The organism is Streptomyces sp. SudanB52_2052 (assembly GCF_964272415.1).
Lineage (GTDB): Bacteria > Actinomycetota > Actinomycetes > Streptomycetales > Streptomycetaceae > Streptomyces > Streptomyces olindensis.
Genome location: NZ_OZ186796.1, coordinates 8,886,076 through 8,901,537 on the forward strand (window position 1 = coordinate 8,886,076; position 15,462 = coordinate 8,901,537).

Annotated in this window: 17 protein-coding genes; 6 read left to right on the forward strand and 11 right to left on the reverse strand. The window is 74.0% G+C overall.

Translation table 11 applies throughout. The features are described from left to right. The first annotated feature begins 113 nt into the window (after positions 1-113). Complete coding sequence (locus ACSUPV_RS40055) at positions 114-1,601, forward strand: helix-turn-helix domain-containing protein (protein WP_436949735.1); 1,488 nt, start codon at positions 114-116, stop codon at positions 1,599-1,601. A 219-nt stretch (positions 1,602-1,820) separates the two neighbouring features. Here ACSUPV_RS40055 and ACSUPV_RS40060 read toward each other — a convergent pair whose 3' ends face one another. Genes ACSUPV_RS40060 through ACSUPV_RS40085 form a run of 6 tightly spaced genes read right to left on the reverse strand, consistent with a single transcriptional unit; the run spans position 1,821 to position 7,295 of the window. After that, entirely contained in the window at positions 1,821-3,047 is a 1,227-nt protein-coding gene (locus tag ACSUPV_RS40060) for a cytochrome P450 family protein (protein ID WP_037758408.1), read from the reverse strand. Further along, the gene (locus ACSUPV_RS40065) at positions 3,044-4,282 is read right to left on the reverse strand and encodes a cytochrome P450 (RefSeq protein ID WP_031116318.1); all 1,239 of its coding nucleotides are present in this window, start codon (positions 4,280-4,282) and stop codon (positions 3,044-3,046) included. The genes ACSUPV_RS40060 and ACSUPV_RS40065 overlap by 4 nt, the downstream gene beginning before the upstream one ends. Beyond that, entirely contained in the window at positions 4,279-4,905 is a 627-nt protein-coding gene (locus ACSUPV_RS40070) for a GTP-binding protein (RefSeq protein WP_031116317.1), read from the reverse strand. The genes ACSUPV_RS40065 and ACSUPV_RS40070 overlap by 4 nt, the downstream gene beginning before the upstream one ends. Continuing rightward, positions 4,877-5,239 carry a DUF742 domain-containing protein gene (locus ACSUPV_RS40075; protein WP_037758412.1) on the reverse strand — a complete coding sequence of 121 codons (363 nt, stop codon included), beginning with the start codon at positions 5,237-5,239 and terminating at the stop codon, positions 4,877-4,879. The genes ACSUPV_RS40070 and ACSUPV_RS40075 overlap by 29 nt, the downstream gene beginning before the upstream one ends. Next, complete coding sequence (locus tag ACSUPV_RS40080) at positions 5,236-5,658, reverse strand: roadblock/LC7 domain-containing protein (RefSeq protein WP_031116316.1); 423 nt, start codon at positions 5,656-5,658, stop codon at positions 5,236-5,238. Before ACSUPV_RS40080 ends, ACSUPV_RS40075 begins: the two co-directional genes overlap by 4 nt. Then, on the reverse strand, positions 5,655-7,295 hold the full coding sequence (locus ACSUPV_RS40085; protein WP_436949738.1) for an ATP-binding protein: 1,641 nt from the start codon (positions 7,293-7,295) through the stop codon (positions 5,655-5,657). The genes ACSUPV_RS40080 and ACSUPV_RS40085 overlap by 4 nt, the downstream gene beginning before the upstream one ends. Before the next feature lie 329 nt (positions 7,296-7,624). Between ACSUPV_RS40085 and ACSUPV_RS40090 the strand changes: the two genes are divergently transcribed. Then, positions 7,625-7,861 (forward strand): hypothetical protein, encoded by a 237-nt coding sequence (locus tag ACSUPV_RS40090; RefSeq protein ID WP_030869562.1) that lies wholly within the window; start codon positions 7,625-7,627, stop codon positions 7,859-7,861. A 70-nt stretch (positions 7,862-7,931) separates the two neighbouring features. Here the strand turns inward: ACSUPV_RS40090 and ACSUPV_RS40095 are convergent, their stop codons facing one another. Further along, positions 7,932-8,381, reverse strand: a complete 450-nt coding sequence (locus tag ACSUPV_RS40095) for a hypothetical protein (protein WP_359791975.1) — start codon at positions 8,379-8,381, stop codon at positions 7,932-7,934. Between the two features lie 83 nt (positions 8,382-8,464). After that, the gene (locus tag ACSUPV_RS40100) at positions 8,465-9,169 is read right to left on the reverse strand and encodes a hypothetical protein (protein WP_382617684.1); all 705 of its coding nucleotides are present in this window, start codon (positions 9,167-9,169) and stop codon (positions 8,465-8,467) included. A 158-nt stretch (positions 9,170-9,327) separates the two neighbouring features. On the opposite strand from ACSUPV_RS40100, the gene ACSUPV_RS40105 reads away from it, so the two are divergent. Beyond that, the gene (locus tag ACSUPV_RS40105; protein ID WP_031116312.1) at positions 9,328-10,986 is read left to right on the forward strand and encodes a catalase; all 1,659 of its coding nucleotides are present in this window, start codon (positions 9,328-9,330) and stop codon (positions 10,984-10,986) included. 4 nt (positions 10,987-10,990) lie between these two features. Here the strand turns inward: ACSUPV_RS40105 and ACSUPV_RS40110 are convergent, their stop codons facing one another. Then, positions 10,991-11,845: a fructosamine kinase family protein gene (locus tag ACSUPV_RS40110; RefSeq protein WP_436949739.1), complete on the reverse strand. Its 855-nt coding sequence runs from the start codon at positions 11,843-11,845 to the stop codon at positions 10,991-10,993. A gap of 128 nt (positions 11,846-11,973) precedes the next feature. Between ACSUPV_RS40110 and ACSUPV_RS40115 the strand changes: the two genes are divergently transcribed. After that, complete coding sequence (locus ACSUPV_RS40115) at positions 11,974-12,297, forward strand: hypothetical protein (RefSeq protein ID WP_436949740.1); 324 nt, start codon at positions 11,974-11,976, stop codon at positions 12,295-12,297. Between the two features lie 25 nt (positions 12,298-12,322). Here ACSUPV_RS40115 and ACSUPV_RS40120 read toward each other — a convergent pair whose 3' ends face one another. Then, positions 12,323-12,856 (reverse strand): hypothetical protein, encoded by a 534-nt coding sequence (locus ACSUPV_RS40120; protein WP_031116309.1) that lies wholly within the window; start codon positions 12,854-12,856, stop codon positions 12,323-12,325. Next, on the reverse strand, positions 12,853-13,422 hold the full coding sequence (locus ACSUPV_RS40125; RefSeq protein ID WP_382617688.1) for a hypothetical protein: 570 nt from the start codon (positions 13,420-13,422) through the stop codon (positions 12,853-12,855). The genes ACSUPV_RS40120 and ACSUPV_RS40125 overlap by 4 nt, the downstream gene beginning before the upstream one ends. Before the next feature lie 281 nt (positions 13,423-13,703). Here ACSUPV_RS40125 and ACSUPV_RS40130 point away from each other — a divergent pair, with 281 nt between their 5' ends. Beyond that, positions 13,704-14,231: a hypothetical protein gene (locus ACSUPV_RS40130; protein ID WP_037767316.1), complete on the forward strand. Its 528-nt coding sequence runs from the start codon at positions 13,704-13,706 to the stop codon at positions 14,229-14,231. 241 nt (positions 14,232-14,472) lie between these two features. Then, a complete protein-coding gene (locus ACSUPV_RS40135; protein ID WP_037767317.1) occupies positions 14,473-15,438 on the forward strand; it encodes an NAD-dependent epimerase/dehydratase family protein in 966 nt (321 codons plus the stop codon). Positions 15,439-15,462: the final 24 nt, after the last annotated feature.

Below are 15,462 nucleotides of genomic sequence, written 5' to 3' on the forward strand. Positions count from 1 at the left end.
AAGAGGGCGCATGCCGTCCGGCGTTCGGACCGGAAGGAGGGGGCGGCTCACGTGAGGTAACGTCCCCGACCGGTGTGCCGGAGGCGGCACGGGGAGCGAAGGGGAAGGCCGAGGTGGCTGGCCGAGAGGACGGGAACCGGCAGCGTGAGACGCCGACCGGTGCGGCGTGGGCGGAGGAACTGCTGGAGCACCTGCGCCCGGCCGGGCGCGACGTCCGCAGGGTCGTCGCCTGGCTCTCCGGCGCCGTGCGCGGATCGGTCGCCCTGCAGGACGCCGCCGGGAACCTCGTCGCCGGCACCCGGCTCTCGCTGGACCCCGGCCTCGTCGCGGACATCACCACCGGCCGCATCGCCTCCGCCGCGTGGGAGGGCCGGGGACGCCACCTGCGCCTGGTCCGCGTGGAACACCCGTCCCACGCGTGCGTCCTGGCCGTCTCCCGCGAGATCCCCTTCGACCGGCGGGCCTCCGACGTCGTCACGCACACCGCCCAGGTGATCGAGCTGCTGCTGGCGGCGGGCGAGTCGACCGCGGCCGGACACCGGCTCCAGCGGGCCACCTCCGACCTGCGCCTGGCCATCCTGCAGCTGCTCATGGTCGAGGACACCATCGCCGCCCGCCGCGTCGCCGCCGGGCTCTGGCCCGGACTGCTCGACGCCGAGACGGCGTGCGTGTACGTCGTCGAGTCCGAGCCCGCCGCCCGGGACCGCATCGCCGAGGAGTGCCTGGAGCGGACCCGGGAGGAGGCGCTGGTCGTGCGCTGCCCCGCCATGGAGGGCCACGTGATCGTCGTCAGCCCCCGCGAGAGCACCGGCGACGCCCTGCGGTCACTGGTCGGCCGGCACCCGGACATCTTCCTCGGCGGCAGCGTCCGGCAGAGTCTCGCGCGGACCGCCACCGCCTACGGACAGGCCGTCAGCGCCCTCGCCGTCGCGCACTTCCGGCCCGACAAGACGGCCGTGTACGCCGAACGCACCCATCCCGAACGCCTGATGGACCCGGCGGCGCTGCGCGGCTGGACGGCCCGCCTGCTGCGCCCGCTCGACACCCTGCCGCACCACACGCGCGCCGAGCTCCTCGCCACCAACCGCCTGGGCCTGGAGTTCACCGCCGTCAACGCCGCGAAGGTCCTCGGCGTCAGCCGCAACACCGTCCGCGCCCGCATGGAACGCGTGGAGACCCTGCTCGGTACGGACTTCGCCGACCTCACGGTCCGGGCCGTCGTCCACCTGGCGGTCAACACCCAGATCGGCCTGCCCGACGCGCAGGCCGCGAGCGACCCGGCACACCCGGGGCCGCGACTGTCCGACCTGCTGTCCGGGCCCGCCGTGCGCACCTGGGCGCGGAACCTGCTGGGCCGGCTCGACGCCGACGCGCGGAACACGCGCCGGACGCTGCGCACCTGGATCGCCGTCGGCGGCAACGCCGAACGGGCCGCGCAGGCCCTGGGCATGCACGCGCAGACCGTGCGCGAGCACGTCCGCAGCGCCGAACCGGTCCTCGAACGCCAGCTGCTGGCCGCGGGCACCGACCTGTACGAGGTCGTGCTCGCCCACCTGGCCCTGGGCGACCTCGACCTGCCGGTTTTCCACCGCCGCAGGTGACCGGACCGCCGCCCCGGCAACCGGTTGGCCCGCTCCCGGCGGGACGAAACCGGGCCATCCGGACTCGGCTGTGCACGGGTGAGCCCTGCCGGGCCGGCAGCGGGCATCGACGCGGTTCACAAGAACTCGGCCATGGACGTAAGTTCGAGACATCGCGGGGGCACGACCGGAACGGGGGACCGGTCGCGCTCCCGCGCACTGTTCGTACGCCCGGCGGCCTCAGCCCCGCAGCCGCACCGGGATCTCCCGCCAGCCGAAGGCGATGAACGACGGCACCTGGCGCAGGCCCGTCTCGCCGGTCGCCAGGCGCAGGTCCGGGAAGCGGTCGAACAGCGCCGGCAGCGCCGTGAGAGCCTCCAGGCGGGCCAGCGGCGCGCCGATGCAGCGATGGACCCCGATGCCGAACGACAGGTGGTCGTCGGCGGCGCGCGTGGCGTCGAAGACGTCGGCGTCCGGCCCGTAGTGCTCCGGGTCCAGTCCCGCGGCGGCGTACGTCGTGATGATGGCGTCCCCGGCCGGGATCCGGACGCCGCCGACGGTGAGGTCGGTGACCGCGAACCGGAGCGGCAGCGACGCGATCGACGGGTGTACGCGCAGCGTCTCGTCGACGACGGCGTCCCAGCCGATCTCCCCGGACCGCACGGCCGCCAGCTGCTCGGGGCGGCGCAGCAGGGCGACGGCCGCGTTGCCCACGAGGTTGACGGTGGTCTCGAAACCGGCCCCGATGACCAGCAGCAGCGTGTACAGCAGCTCCTCGTCGCCGAGCCGGTCGCCGTCCTCGTCCCGGACCCGGATCAGCTCGGTGGTCAGGTCGTCGCCGGGATGCGCCGTCCTGTGCGCGATCAGCGCGGGCAGCACCGTGCCGATCTGCCGCTGCACGGACGCCGCGTGCTCCGGGCTCGGGTCGGAGGTGTCCATGATGGCCGCGACGAGCCGGACCGTGTCCGCCCACAACGCGTCCGGCACACCGAACAGTTCGCAGATGATCCGCATCGGCAGCGGATGGGCGAACCCCTCCTTGAGATCCACGACCTCGTCGCCGGCGGCGTCGAGCGCGTCCAGCAGCTCCGCCGTGACGGCCTCCACGCGGGGCCGCAGCGCCTCGGTGCGCCGGTGCGTGAAGCCGGGCGCCACCAGTTTGCGCAGCCGGGCGTGGTCGGCGCCGTAGGTGGAGAGCATGTTGACCACGCCCACCCAGCCCAGGATCCAGCCCCAGGACGGATGCTCGCCGACCTCGGGCCACAGCCGCCAGTGCCGTCGCGGGTCCCGGCTGACCCGCGGGTCGAGGATCAGCTCCTTCAGCGTGTCGTACCGCGTGGGCGCCCAGGCCGGGATGCCGCCGGGCAGCTCCACCGGCACGATCGGGCCGAGGGCGCGCAGCCGGGCGCTCTCGCCGGCGATGTCGGCACCCAACGGGTCGAGGGCGATGCGGTCGGTCGTGGTCACGGACGTCCTCCAGGCCGGTCGGGGGAGCGGGGGCTGAAACGGACGGGCAGCGCCGTCAGCGAGCGGTGGAAGGGGCCGGGCCGCCAGGTGAGGCGCTCGCGGGGCAGCACCGGTTCCAGGTCGGGCAGCCACTGGGTGAGCCGTTCGATCGCCTCCGTGACGATGAGCAGGGTGGGCTGCCGGACGGGGCAGGCGTGCGGGCCCGCCGACCAGGACAGGTGGGAGGCGTCACCCGGGCGGCGGTCCGCGACGCGTTCCTCGTCGACGGCCTGGGTGAGCGCCCCGTACGAGACCACCACGGGCACCGCGGCCCTGATCCACACGCCGTGGAAGGTGACGGGCGTGCGGGCGTAGTGGATGCCGTAGTTGGCGAGCGGCGTCTCGTGGTGCAGGACGTCCAGCACCGCCTCGGTGACGGGCCGGGCGCCGCTGGTGAGCGTCGAGTGGAAGGCGGGGTCGCCGAGGATCCTGGACAGCGTGTTGGACAGCAGGTTGGACGTCGGCTCGTGGCCCGCGCCGAGCGTGAGGAACACCTGCCAGGTGACCTCCTCGGGCGTGAGGCCGGCCGGATGGTCCAGCAGCCGGCTCGGCAGGTCCTCGCCGCGCCGCGCGGTCTTGGCCGCGATCAGCTCCAGCACGTACCCGGCGTACTCGGCCTCGCCCTCCGCGGACTGGGGGCCGCCCTCGATCACCTTGCCGATCGCGGCGTCGAGCCGGTCGCTCGCACTGTCCGGCAGCCCGAACAGGCTGTTGAACACCAGCGCCATCAGGGGCCTGGTGAACTCGGCGACCAGGTCGGCCTCGCCCCGCGGCCCGAACCGGCTCACCAGCAGGTGCACCGCCCGGTGCACCCGGCCCCGTAGATCATGCGGCTCCACCAGGTCGAAGGCGTCGATCAGCGTGGTGCGGTACCGCAGGTGCGCGGCACCGTCGGCGAACAGGGTGTTGGGACGCCAGCGCATCATGCCGAGGACCGGCGAGTCGTCGGGGACGGTCGCCTCCCACGGCCGGGGATCGCGCGAGAACGTCTCCGTGTCGTGCAGCAGGTCCAGCGCCGCCCGCCGGTCGGTCACGACGTACGCCGGCACACCGGGCGCGAGTTCCGCCCAGCCGACCGGGCCGTGGGCGCGCAGGGCGGCGTAGTAGGGGCGGGGGTCGCGGGCGAAGCCGTCCTCCCAGAGGCGGACGGGCGCCGCGCGGGAGAAGGCCTGCTCGGCGGGGGACGGGTGGGTCACCGGTGCTCCGGGGGGTGGTGGTCGATCAGGTGCTGGACCAGCGCGAGCAGGGCGTCGACCGAGGAGTCCGCCTCCCGCGCGTCGCAGGTCACCATGGGTGTCGCGGGTTCCAGGTCCAGGGCGGCGCGCAACTGCTCGGGCGTGTGGTGGCGGGGCGCGTCCGGGAAGGTGTTGAAGGCGACCGCGTACGGCAGTCCCGACTCCTCCACCAGCCCGAGCACGTCGAAGGAGGCGTCGATCCGGCGGGTGTCGACCAGGACGAGCGCCCCGAGCGCCCCGTAGGCGATGTCGTCCCACAGGGCCCGGAACCGCTCCTGGCCGGGCGTGCCGAACAGGTACAGCACGATCCCGTCCGGCAGGCTGATCCGGCCGAAGTCGATGGCGACCGTGGTGGTCGACTTGTCCCGCACCCCGGCGAGATCGTCCACCTGCGCGGACGCCTCGCTCAGCGGCTCCTCGGTGTGCAGCGGGCGGATCTCCGAGACGGAACGGATCAGGGTGGTCTTGCCCACCCCGAAGGGCCCGGTGACCAGGATCTTCACCAGGTCCCGGGCGGTGTCGGGCAGGTGGATGTCCGCACCGCCGGGCCGGTCGTCAACGGTGCTTGAGGTCGCGGAGGCCATCGGCCACTCTCTTCAGCAGGTCGGGGTCGAAGCGCCGGGCGGGCGGGATCGGCGCGCGGGCCAGCGCCAGGTCGCGGTCGATGAGGTCGGCGGCCAGCACGAGCACCGCCGAGACCGGCAGCCGCAGCAGGGCCGCGGCCTCCACCACCGTCAGCGACCCGTGCTCCAGCTCCTCCAACAGCGCCGCCTGGGCGGCGGGCAGATCGGCCGGGGCCCGCTCACCGCTGCCGGTGAGGACCGACAGCCGCTCCAGATGGGCACGGCTGGGCCGCGCCACCCCGCCGGTCGACAGGTACGCGGGAACCAGGGGACGGCCGCCTCGGCGGCCGGTCATGCCGACGCGTCGCCGTCGGCACCTCGGGGTCCGGCGACCATCGCCTTCTCGCCCAGCCGCGCCACCTGCGAGTGCACCCGGTGGGCGAGCAGGTCCAGGCGCACCTCGGGATCGCCGTACGCGGCCACGCACGTGCCGTGTTCCGTCGGCACGATGAGCACATAGCCGTGGTCCGACTCGATGACGACCTGCCGGATGTCGGCCCGGTCGGTGTCGGCGAACGCCGCCGCCGCGGTGCGGCAGGCGCCCTGCACCGTGCTGGTGATCGCCGCGACCCGCTCGGCCGACGGCTTCGACAGCGCGTCCGTGTAGCCCGTCACGAGCCCGTCCCGGGTGAGCAGGACGGCCGCCACGACGTGCGGCACCTCCAGGACCGGTTCGAGCACCCATGCCGTGTCCCCCGTTGCGCGGCTGCTCATCGAGCCGTTCCCCCTTCCTCGTCGTCCCGGTCGTGGCCGGTGTCGTCGGTTGCCGTTCCGGCCGTGGTCGTGGCCGGGGCACCCTCAGGTACGGCTGGGACGGGCCCGGCGTTCGGACCCGCGGCGGAACGGGCGGCCGCCGTGCCGGACTGGAGGGCGCCGAGGGCGGCGGCGGACTCCTCGGGGCGGCGGCGCGGTGCCGCGCCGGGCGCGTCGGCCGGGCCGGCGGTCCGGCTGCGGCGCCGCCGCTGAGGGAGGCCGCCGGTGTCGCGCGGGCCGGGGTGGCCGGAGGCCGGGGCGGAGATCTGGTCGACGTGTTCCGGGCCGTAGCCGTGATCGTCGCCGGGGGCGGCGGGGCGCGGCTCGTCCCGCGGGGTCGTGGCCGGCCGGTCGCCCGGGTGGAGGGGCCCGTCGGCCGCGGCGGCCGGGGAGGGCGGGGAGGCCGGGGAGGCTGCCTCCGGACCGGCACTGCCGGGCGTGGCGGGACCGCTCGCAGTCTCCCGCACCGCCGGACCGGCACCGCCCGGCGCGGCGGAACCCTTCGCCGTCTCCCGCACCGACGCCCTGCGGGTCGACCGAGGGGCGCTCGCCGCAGGCGGCAGTTCCTCCGGGTCGATCCGGGTCAGCAGGTGGCTGTCGATCAGCAGCACCGCCCGCACCCCGCCGTACGGGGACGGGGAGGACAGGTCCACGCTCAGGTCGAACTGCCGGGTCAGCTGTCCGATGGCGGCGAGTCCCATGCGCGGCGGGTCGCCCAGCTCGGTCAGCAGGATCGGTTCGCTGCCGCTCACCAGCCGCTGGGCGCGGGCCCGTTCGTCCTGCGTCATGCCCAGCCCGGCGTCGTCGACGGTGACGCAGACACCGCGGTGGACGGCCTCCAGGTTGACCACGACCTCGGTGTCGGGCGCGGAGTGCCGCAGCGCGTTGTCGAGCAGCTCGGCGACGATGATGGCGACCGGCTCCACGGCGTGGGACACCAGGGCGGTGCCCGCCTCCAGGTGGTTGCCGACCTTGACGCGCTGGTAGCCCGCGAGCCGGGCCTGACCGCCCGTCACCGCGTCCACCAGGTGGGACTCCTCGCGGGCCAGCCCGACCCAGGCCCCGCACACCACCGCGGCGATCTGCGCGCGGCGCAGCGACTGCTCGTTCTCGTGGTCCAGTTCGAACAGGGTCTGCGCCAGCTCGGGGTCGTCGTAGCGCTGCTGGAGTCCGCGCAGGGCGTCCTGCAACCGGTACAGCGCCGCCTGGATCTCCCGGGTGGCCCCGCGCATCCCGGCCTGCGCCGCCGCGTCGATCCGGGTGCGCTGCGCGGCGAGTTCGGCGTGCAGTCCCTTCAGCACCTGCTCCAGCGCCGCCCCCAGGGGCGAGCGGGCCAGCTGTGGGTTCAGCGGGCCGGGCACGGCGACGTGCGGATGCGCGGCCTGCCGGGCCGCGGCGGGCAGGCGCCGCGCCGCCAGATGCTCCACCTCGGCGGTGAACGCCCGTGAGGTGCCGTCGAGTTGCGCCCGCAGCGCGGCGGTCTTGGCGCGCTGCGCGGTCAGCTGCCGCCGGGAGCGCAGCAGCCCGCCGCCGAGGGCGAACGCGGACAGCGTGCCGACGGCGAGACCGCCGACGACCAGGTCCGGCAATGCGATCATCGAGTCGATTCCAGGGGAGTCGGGCAGGGCTGGGTCCTAGGCGCTCTGGCGAGTCGCCCGCAGCACAGTACACACCGTCATCGACCGGTCTCGCACGGTGGAGCGCCACTTCGTTTCGAAAGCGCTCGGTGTCTGTTCGCATCTGTGGCAACTGTCGGGATTGCCGTGCGGGGGTGGGGAGTTGGCGATGCGTACGGGTTCTGCCCGCCGGTCCGGGCGGCTGTGATCGGCACGTCACCGAACGTGAGCATGACGGGTTGTGTGCCCGTGCGACGGACGGGTACCCGTCCGTCGCCTGAAGAGGTCCGCTCCGCAAGAAGGAGGTCCGAATGACCAGCGAGACGGAGACCGGCGGCGTGACCGGTACGCAGGACAAGGACTACAACCTGATCTGGTACGTCGAGGCGTGCCTGAGCAACGCCCTGCGTCTGGAGAGCTACATCCAGGACGCGGAGCGCGCCAAGGACACCGAGGTCGCGGACCTGTTCCGCAAGGCCCAGGCGGACAGCCGCAAGGGTGCCGAACTGGGCAAGGGGCTCCTGCGTGCCCGGTTGAACGGCGGCTGAGCACGACCGGCCCGCACGGCCCGGGTCCCGCCGCGAGGGCGGGGTCCGGGCCGTGTCCGGCGAGGGCGGTTCAGCCGGCGTACACCCTGCCTTCCTTCACGACGTAGTGCGCCGGCTCGGAGCAGCCGAGGGACGGCGTGAGCAGCAGGCTCACCGTCAGCGGCGCGGGCTCGCTGCTCGCGGTGGAGAACTCGCAGACGGCGCCCTTGCCGGTGAGCGGGTACCAGAACCAGCCGTCCACGCCGCCCACGGTCACGCGGTCCGACTCCTTCCAGTCGCCGCCGGACTGCGTGTAGACCTGCAGGCGCACGGAGGCGGCGTACTCGTCCTCCGTCGAACGCAGCGCGGTGAGAGTGATCCTGTAGTCGGATCCGAGCGTGGACGAGGCGATCTGCCGCGTCTGGGGCTCGGCGGTGCCCGCGCTCGAGGCCCCGGCGCCGGCGGCGCCCAGAGCGGCTGCCATGGCGACGGTGAGGGCCGCGGTCGTGACGCGGCGGGTGTGCTTGCGGATCAAACTCATGTGTTCCCCCGTTGGAACGAGTCGAAGGGGCGGTCACCCCACGGTGGGAAAGACACCTCGCGCCCGACGGGGGTTGCACGGGATCAGAGCCCGAAGACGTCGGCGACCCGCTCGGCGAGGCGGTCCTCGGTCAGCGTCCCGTCCACGGTGAGGGCGGGCAGCCGCAGGCGGGCGGTCTCCGCGCGCAGGTCCCTCGTGAACAACTCGTCCCGCAGGGCCAGATTGCGCCGCGCCCGTGCGGGATCGCCGGTCCGCTCCAGGAAGGAGCCTCCCGCCGCGGCCCGGTCGCGGAACACGGCCTCGCGGAACCCCGGCGTGGGGAGCAGCCACACGGCGTGCCCGGGAGTCGCCAGCAGCGGTCGCACGAGGCGCGGCAGCAACCGGAAGCCCTCGACGACGACGCACCGGTCCCGCGGCATGCGCAGCAGGTCCTCCACGATCAGCCCGAAGGCCTCGCCCCGGAACCAGTGGAACGTCTCGAGCATGGTCTCGGGAGGCCGGTTCACCCACCGCTCGTCCATGTCCATGGCCAGGAACGCGTGCAGCAGGGGCGCTTCCCGGGCGGTGACGCGGCGAGTGTGATCCCCCATCACCTCGTCGGTGGCGTACAGGCGCCAGCCGTGCCGGGAGGCGAGCCGCCGGGCGATCGTGGACTTGCCCGCGCCGCTCCCGCCGCCGATCCAGTAGACGTGCCGCAACTGCGCGGAAACCCGGTCCTGCCCGCCCGACAGCATGCCGTTCCCCTCCCTGTCCCCGCCCCGGTCGTCGTCCGTGGCGGCTGCCGCCATGCCGACAGCTCACCCTCCGGAGGGGTCCGGGGCCCATGGGACGTGACTGACCCCGGCCCTCCGGGTACCCGGGCCGTCCCGCCACGACCGGCCGGGCGGCTGCTCGCGGCGCGCCGCCCCGGTCGGCCGCCGGCCCCGAGCCGAAGGAGCCCACGCTCATGACGGACGTATCCGGCACCGGTCCCGCGCCGGGCGACGACCGCAAGGTCCTCACCAACCGCCAGGGCCATCCGGTCTACGACAACCAGAACCAGCGCACCGTCGGCGCCCGCGGCCCCGCCACGCTGGAGAACTACCAGTTCCTGGAGAAGATCAGCCACTTCGACCGGGAACGCATCCCCGAGCGCGTCGTGCACGCCCGCGGTGTCACCGCCTACGGCCACTTCGAGGCCTACGGCGCCTGGGGCGACGAGCCGATCAGCCGCTACACCCGGGCCAAACTCTTCCAGGAGCGCGGCAAACGCACCGACGTGGCCGTCCGCTTCTCCACCGTGATCGGCGGCCGCGACTCCTCCGAGGCCGCCCGCGACCCGCGTGGTTTCGCCGTCAAGTTCTACACCGAGGACGGCAACTGGGACCTCGTCGGCAACAACCTCGGCGTCTTCTTCATCCGCGACGCCATCAAGTTCCCGGACGTCATCCACGCCCTCAAGCCGGACCCGGTGACCTTCGAGCAGCAGCCGAACCGCATCTTCGACTTCATGTCGCAGACGCCCGAGGCGATGCACATGCTGGTCAACCTGTTCAGCCCGCGCGGCATCCCCGCCGACTACCGCCACATGCAGGGCTTCGGCGTCAACACCTACAAGTGGGTCAACGCCGACGGCGACACCAAGCTCGTCAAGTACCACTGGATGCCCAAGCAGGGCGTGCGCAGCATGACCGAGGAGGACGCGGCCAACGTCCAGGCCGACACCCTCGGCCACGCCACGAAGGACCTGTACGAGGCGGTCGCCCGCGGTGACCACCCGGAGTGGGAGCTGCTCGTCCAGATGATGGACGACCACGACCACCCGGAGCTCGACTTCGACCCGCTGGACGACACCAAGACCTGGCCCGAGCAGGACTTCCCGCCGAAGCCGGTGGGCCGGATGGTGCTCGACCGGATGCCGGAGAACTTCTTCGCCGAGAACGAGCAGATCTCCTTCGGCACCGGCGTCCTCGTCGACGGCCTGGACTTCTCCGACGACAAGATGCTCGTCGGCCGGACCTTCTCCTACAGCGACACCCAGCGCTACCGGGTCGGCCCGAACTACCTCCAGCTGCCCGTCAACCAGGCCAAGAACGCCGATGTGCGCACCAACCAGCGCGACGGCCAGATGGCCTACCACGTGGACGGCGGGGGAGAGAACCCGCAGGTCAACTACGAGCCGTCGATCACCGGCGGCCTGCGCGAGGCCGCGTACCCGACCCACGACGAGCAGGGCCCCGAGATCACCGGCCGGCTCACCCGCAAGCGCATCCCCCGCACCAACGACTACCTCCAGGCCGGTCAGCGCTACCTGCTGATGGAGGACTGGGAACGCGACGACCTGGTGAGGAACTTCATCGGTCAACTGTCCCGGTGCGACCGGGCCGTCCAGGAGCGCATGGTGTGGCACTTCCTGCTGGTCGAGAACGACCTCGGCCTGCGGGTCGGCGAGGGGCTCGGCATCGGTCCGGAGGACGTGGCCGGTCTGGAGCCGCTGGCGAGCCAGGACCTGACGGACGAAGACCGGGAACGCCTGTCCAGGCTGGGCAAGAACCAGCCGCGGGACGTCGAGGGGCTGACCATGACCCACTGCGTGCCCGACGAGCGGCACGTCGTCACGCGCTGACCGGTCACCCCGCCAGGGCCGAACGGGCCACCGCGAGGGCCTGTTCGGCGTAGCCCCGGCCGAACAGCACGGCGTGCACCAGCAGCGGGAACAGCTGGTGCACGCCGACGCGGTCCCGCCAGCCGTCGGCGAGCGGCGCCTCCTCCTGGTAGCCGGCCAGCACCGCCTCCAGGTGCGGACAGCCGAACAGGTGCAGCATCGCCAGGTCGGTCTCGCGGTGCCCGCCGTGCGCGGCCGGGTCGATCAGCCAGACGTGCCCGTCGGCCGCCCACAGCACATTGCCGCTCCACAGGTCGCCGTGCAGCCGCGCCGGCGGCTCCGCGGGCCCCGCGAGCCCGGGCAGTTGCTCGCACAGACGCTCGACCACGGTCGCCTCGCCGGGGCGCACGGTGCCCCGGTCGACGGCGCGCCGCAGATACGGCAGCACCCGCTGCTCGGCGTACCAGCGCGGCCACTCGCCGCCGGGCTCGTTGCGCATCGGGGCGAGCCCGATGTACGCGTCCCGCGGCCCGTCCGGCGGCGGCGCGCCGAACGCGGGCGCCCCGGCGGCGTGCAGGGCGGCCAGGTCCCGTCCGAAGCGGACCGCCGCCTCCCGGCTCGGCCGGCCGTCCGGCACCCGGTCGATGACCAGCCAGCCCTCGTCGTGCCCGTGCACGGCCGGCAGCCGTACCGACCCGGCCCCGGCCAGCCACCGCAGCCCGGCCGCCTCGGCCCGTGTCGCCCGGGGCTCGCCGGACCGTTTGACGACCACGACACGGCCGTCGTCGAGGGTGACCTCGGCGAGGCTCCCGGACAGGGGCCGTTCCGCCCTGACGGCCCGCCCGGTGAGCCGGGCCGCGGCATCCCTGGGGGCGGTCATCCGTACTCCTCCCGGGCAGCGAGCTTGATCGGCACCCAGCGTACGACCGCGCCCGGCCGGTCACGCGGGACGGTGAAATCCCGCCGCCCGCCGACAGAACCGGCCGCCGCCGGGGGAGCAGTCGGGTCATGACGAGTTCACCGTTCCAGCGCACCATCGCCCTGCCCGCCCCCGTGTGCGAACAGGCCGCGCAGCACCTGGAGCAGGCCGCGCACCGGGCCATCGACGGCGCCGCGATCCCGCTGAAGGCGTTCCGCGCCGCCGCCGACAGCGACTTCACCCTCCCCCTGTCGGTGGTCGAACAGGCCGCCGCCTGCCTGCTGGTCCTCGCCACCGAGACCGCCCAGACCGTACGCCCGTCCGCGCTGCGCGCCACCATCAGCGTCGCACTGCGGCTGCGGGACGTCGTCGAGCTGGCCCATCAGCCCGCCCTCAGCAGCAGGTTCTGGTGAGCCCGGACCGACCTGTCAGGCCCGGTCAGGTCTCGCGGAAGGCGACCCCGACCTGCCTGCGGCGCAGCTCCTCCAGCGTGGCCTGCTGCCGCCCGGCCCGAGCGATGAGCTCGTCGAGCTGTCGCGCGTCGAGCCGTTCGTCCGTGGCGGCCAGATCACGGAGCGTCTGCCAGAGCGCCGCCTTGCCCTCCACCCCCAGCCGCAGCGCCTCCAGCTCCCACAGCGTGCTCAGCGGGGACCGCCGCACCAGGCTCCCGTTGCTCTTCAGCCGCCCCACCTGCTCGACCGCCCGGCCCGCGTAGACCTTGTAGCGCCGCACCGGGACGTCGAGCCGCCGCATCACGCCGAGCAGGCTCGCCCGGTCCTCGGCGATCTGGTCGGCGACCGGGGCCAGCGCGTCGGCCAGCGGCGTACCCCGGCACGAACGCAGCAGATAGCGGGCCCGCGCGGTACCGGCGGTGGCACCGGCGAGATGGTCGTTGAGGTAGATGCCCAGCAGGGACATGTCGGTGGCCGGGGCATGCCGGCCGCCCGGCGCATCCGCTCGCTGTTCCGTCATGACGCTGCTCCTGTCGTACTCCGGCCCTGCTCCACGGCCACCCTCGTGGTGACGCGCACGACACAGGGGCTGCGGGGGGTCGAGCCGGACCCGAACCGCACGGGAGGCTCGACCGGGGCGAGGGCCCCGAGGCTCTCGCCCGCGTGGCGGACGGTGGCCGAGACGACCGGGTGCAGGTCCCGGGCGCCGTACCACTGGTGCCGGCCGGCCCGGGCGCTGCCGTGGGTGCGCGCGCCCAGCAGCAGCCGGGCGGGCCGGTCCCACAGCGCGATCCAGCCCGGGCGGGTGGCGAGCCGGCCCGGCACCGCCCGCAGCGCGAGGCCCGTGAGGTTCCTCCGGCCGGTGCTGAAGCGCAGGTCGATCGGCGGGGCGGAGACCGTCCAGTGCCGGCCGTTGACCCGCACCCGGACCGGTACCACGCGGACCTCGTCGAAGACGTACGTGCCGGCGACGAAGTCCGCCGTCTCCCGCGAGGGCGCCAGCAGCAGCCGCCACCCGTCGGCCCCTTCGACCATCACGTCGCTGAACGGCCCGAACGGCGACCTCACCCAGTGCCCGAGAACCACGCGGGCACCGGAGGCCGTGCCGACGCCCGCGATCCAGCCGTCGAAACGTGGCGAACGCCCCGGCGAGGGGGTCCGACCAGCGGGTTCGGGTCCGTGGGAGAGCACGCGGGCCGGGTGCCCGGCCCTTCCGGTACGAAACGGGACCGGCGTCGCGGCGCGCACGGCCCGGCGCGGTGTGGCCGAGACCACGTCACGGACGAGGTCCCGATCACGTCCGGGCACCGGAAGCGGCGGTTACCGTCTACGACCAGAATCCCGCTCCCCCTTCGGACGGCCCGGCAGTGCAAGCAGATCTCTCCCCGGTCATCGCGGCGACCGCCCAGTGGCTGACCCGCGCCTTCCCCGCCTCCGGCGGCGCGCTCGCCTCCGCCCTGTGCGAGGTGCAGGCCCGGCAGGCCGTGACGGTCGCGGCGTGGCTCAGGTACCCGACGGCGATGGACGCGGCCCTGCTCGGCATGGCGGGCCCCGGCGGCTCCGCGCGGCTCGACTGGGTCACCGGCGCCGACGCGGGCCTGGGCGACGACGTGGACGTGCACGCCTGGCGCACCTGGGTGGACGAGGTCGTGGCGAGCTGGGCGGCCAGTCTGCTCACCGACCCGGAACTCGCCACCCTGGCGGTGGCCGCGCTCGCCGGGAACAGCCACGGCACCGGCGGGCCCGCCGAGTTCCGCCGCCTGGTCGCACCCGACGACAGCGACCGGAGCGCCGCCGCCCTGCTGCGCCACCCGGACCTGCTCGCCCCCGTGGCCGCACTGCACCACGACCAGCTCCTCGACCGCCTGAACCCGGGCCGCACGCTGATCGCCTGAACCCGGGCCGCCGCCGACTCGCCGGCCGCCTCCGCTCCCTGACCTCTCGCTCCCCGTTGTGACCTGCGCGAACGGGAGGACACCGACAGCCCCTCACCCTCCGTCACTCACCGGTTTGCCGTACGCGACCGTGCCCCGCCCGCACGGTCGGCGGACGCTGAGCGTGGGCTCGACGGCCTCCGGCCACGCTCTGACGGCCGTCGCGCCGGGCAGTGACGCCGCTGACGGAGGAGAGACCGCCATGACCATCGCCCTCTCACGGAGCTGGGAACACGCCGTCGTCACCGGCGGTGCCGGATTCGTCGGCTCCCACCTGTGCGCCGCCCTGCTGAACGCGGGCGCGGCCGTCACCTGCGTGGACGACTTCAGCACCGGCCGCCCCGAGAACATCACGCCACTGCTCGAACGGCCAGGCTTCACACTGGTGCAGGCCAACGTCGCCGAGGGGCTGCGGATCAAGCGCCCGCCGGACCTCGTCCTGCACTTCGCCTCCCCGGCGTCCCCGGCCGACTACCTGCGGCTGCCGCTGCACACCATGGAGACGGGCAGCCTCGGCACCCGCAACGCCCTCGAACTCGCGCACTCCTCCCGGGCCCGCTTCGTCCTGGCCTCCACCTCCGAGGTCTACGGCGACCCGCAGCAGAACCCCCAGGACGAGCGCTACTGGGGCAACGTCAACCCCGTGGGGCCGCGCAGCGTCTACGACGAGGCCAAGCGCTTCGGCGAGGCGCTGACCACCGCGCACGCCGAGACCCACGGCACCGACACCTGCATCGTGCGGCTGTTCAACACCTACGGCCCCCGGATGCGCGGCCACGACGGACGGGCGGTGCCGACCTTCGTACGGCAGGCCCTGGCCGGCGAGCCCCTCACCGTGACCGGCGACGGCCGCCAGACCCGCTCGCTGTGCTACGTCGACGACACCGTCCGCGGCATCCTCGCGGCGGCCGCCCACGGCATGCGCGGCCCCGTGAACATCGGCAACCCCACCGAGATCACCATGCTCGACCTGGCCCGGCTGGTCGTCGAACTCGCCGGGTCCCCCTCGGAGATCCGCTTCATCGAACGCCCCGTGGACGACCCGGCCGTGCGCTGCCCGGACATCACGCTCGCCCGCGACAAGCTCGGCTGGGAACCGCAGGTGCGCGCCGAGGAAGGGCTGCGGCGCACGATCGCCTGGTTCCGCGAGGACGGAACCGACGACTGACCCGGCCCGGGCCTCCCCGCGCAG

Coding starts and splice junctions, on each gene's coding strand:
- ACSUPV_RS40070 (WP_031116317.1), bottom strand. CDS start 4,905: ATGGCCTCCGCGACCTCAAGCACCGTTGACGACCGGCCCGGCGGTGCG.
- ACSUPV_RS40075 (WP_037758412.1), bottom strand. CDS start 5,239: ATGACCGGCCGCCGAGGCGGCCGTCCCCTGGTTCCCGCGTACCTGTCG.
- ACSUPV_RS40080 (WP_031116316.1), bottom strand. CDS start 5,658: ATGAGCAGCCGCGCAACGGGGGACACGGCATGGGTGCTCGAACCGGTC.
- ACSUPV_RS40085 (WP_436949738.1), bottom strand. CDS start 7,295: ATGATCGCATTGCCGGACCTGGTCGTCGGCGGTCTCGCCGTCGGCACG.
- ACSUPV_RS40090 (WP_030869562.1), top strand. CDS start 7,625: ATGACCAGCGAGACGGAGACCGGCGGCGTGACCGGTACGCAGGACAAG.
- ACSUPV_RS40095 (WP_359791975.1), bottom strand. CDS start 8,381: ATGAGTTTGATCCGCAAGCACACCCGCCGCGTCACGACCGCGGCCCTC.
- ACSUPV_RS40100 (WP_382617684.1), bottom strand. CDS start 9,169: ATGGCGGCAGCCGCCACGGACGACGACCGGGGCGGGGACAGGGAGGGG.
- ACSUPV_RS40105 (WP_031116312.1), top strand. CDS start 9,328: ATGACGGACGTATCCGGCACCGGTCCCGCGCCGGGCGACGACCGCAAG.
- ACSUPV_RS40110 (WP_436949739.1), bottom strand. CDS start 11,845: ATGACCGCCCCCAGGGATGCCGCGGCCCGGCTCACCGGGCGGGCCGTC.
- ACSUPV_RS40115 (WP_436949740.1), top strand. CDS start 11,974: ATGACGAGTTCACCGTTCCAGCGCACCATCGCCCTGCCCGCCCCCGTG.
- ACSUPV_RS40120 (WP_031116309.1), bottom strand. CDS start 12,856: ATGACGGAACAGCGAGCGGATGCGCCGGGCGGCCGGCATGCCCCGGCC.
- ACSUPV_RS40135 (WP_037767317.1), top strand. CDS start 14,473: ATGACCATCGCCCTCTCACGGAGCTGGGAACACGCCGTCGTCACCGGC.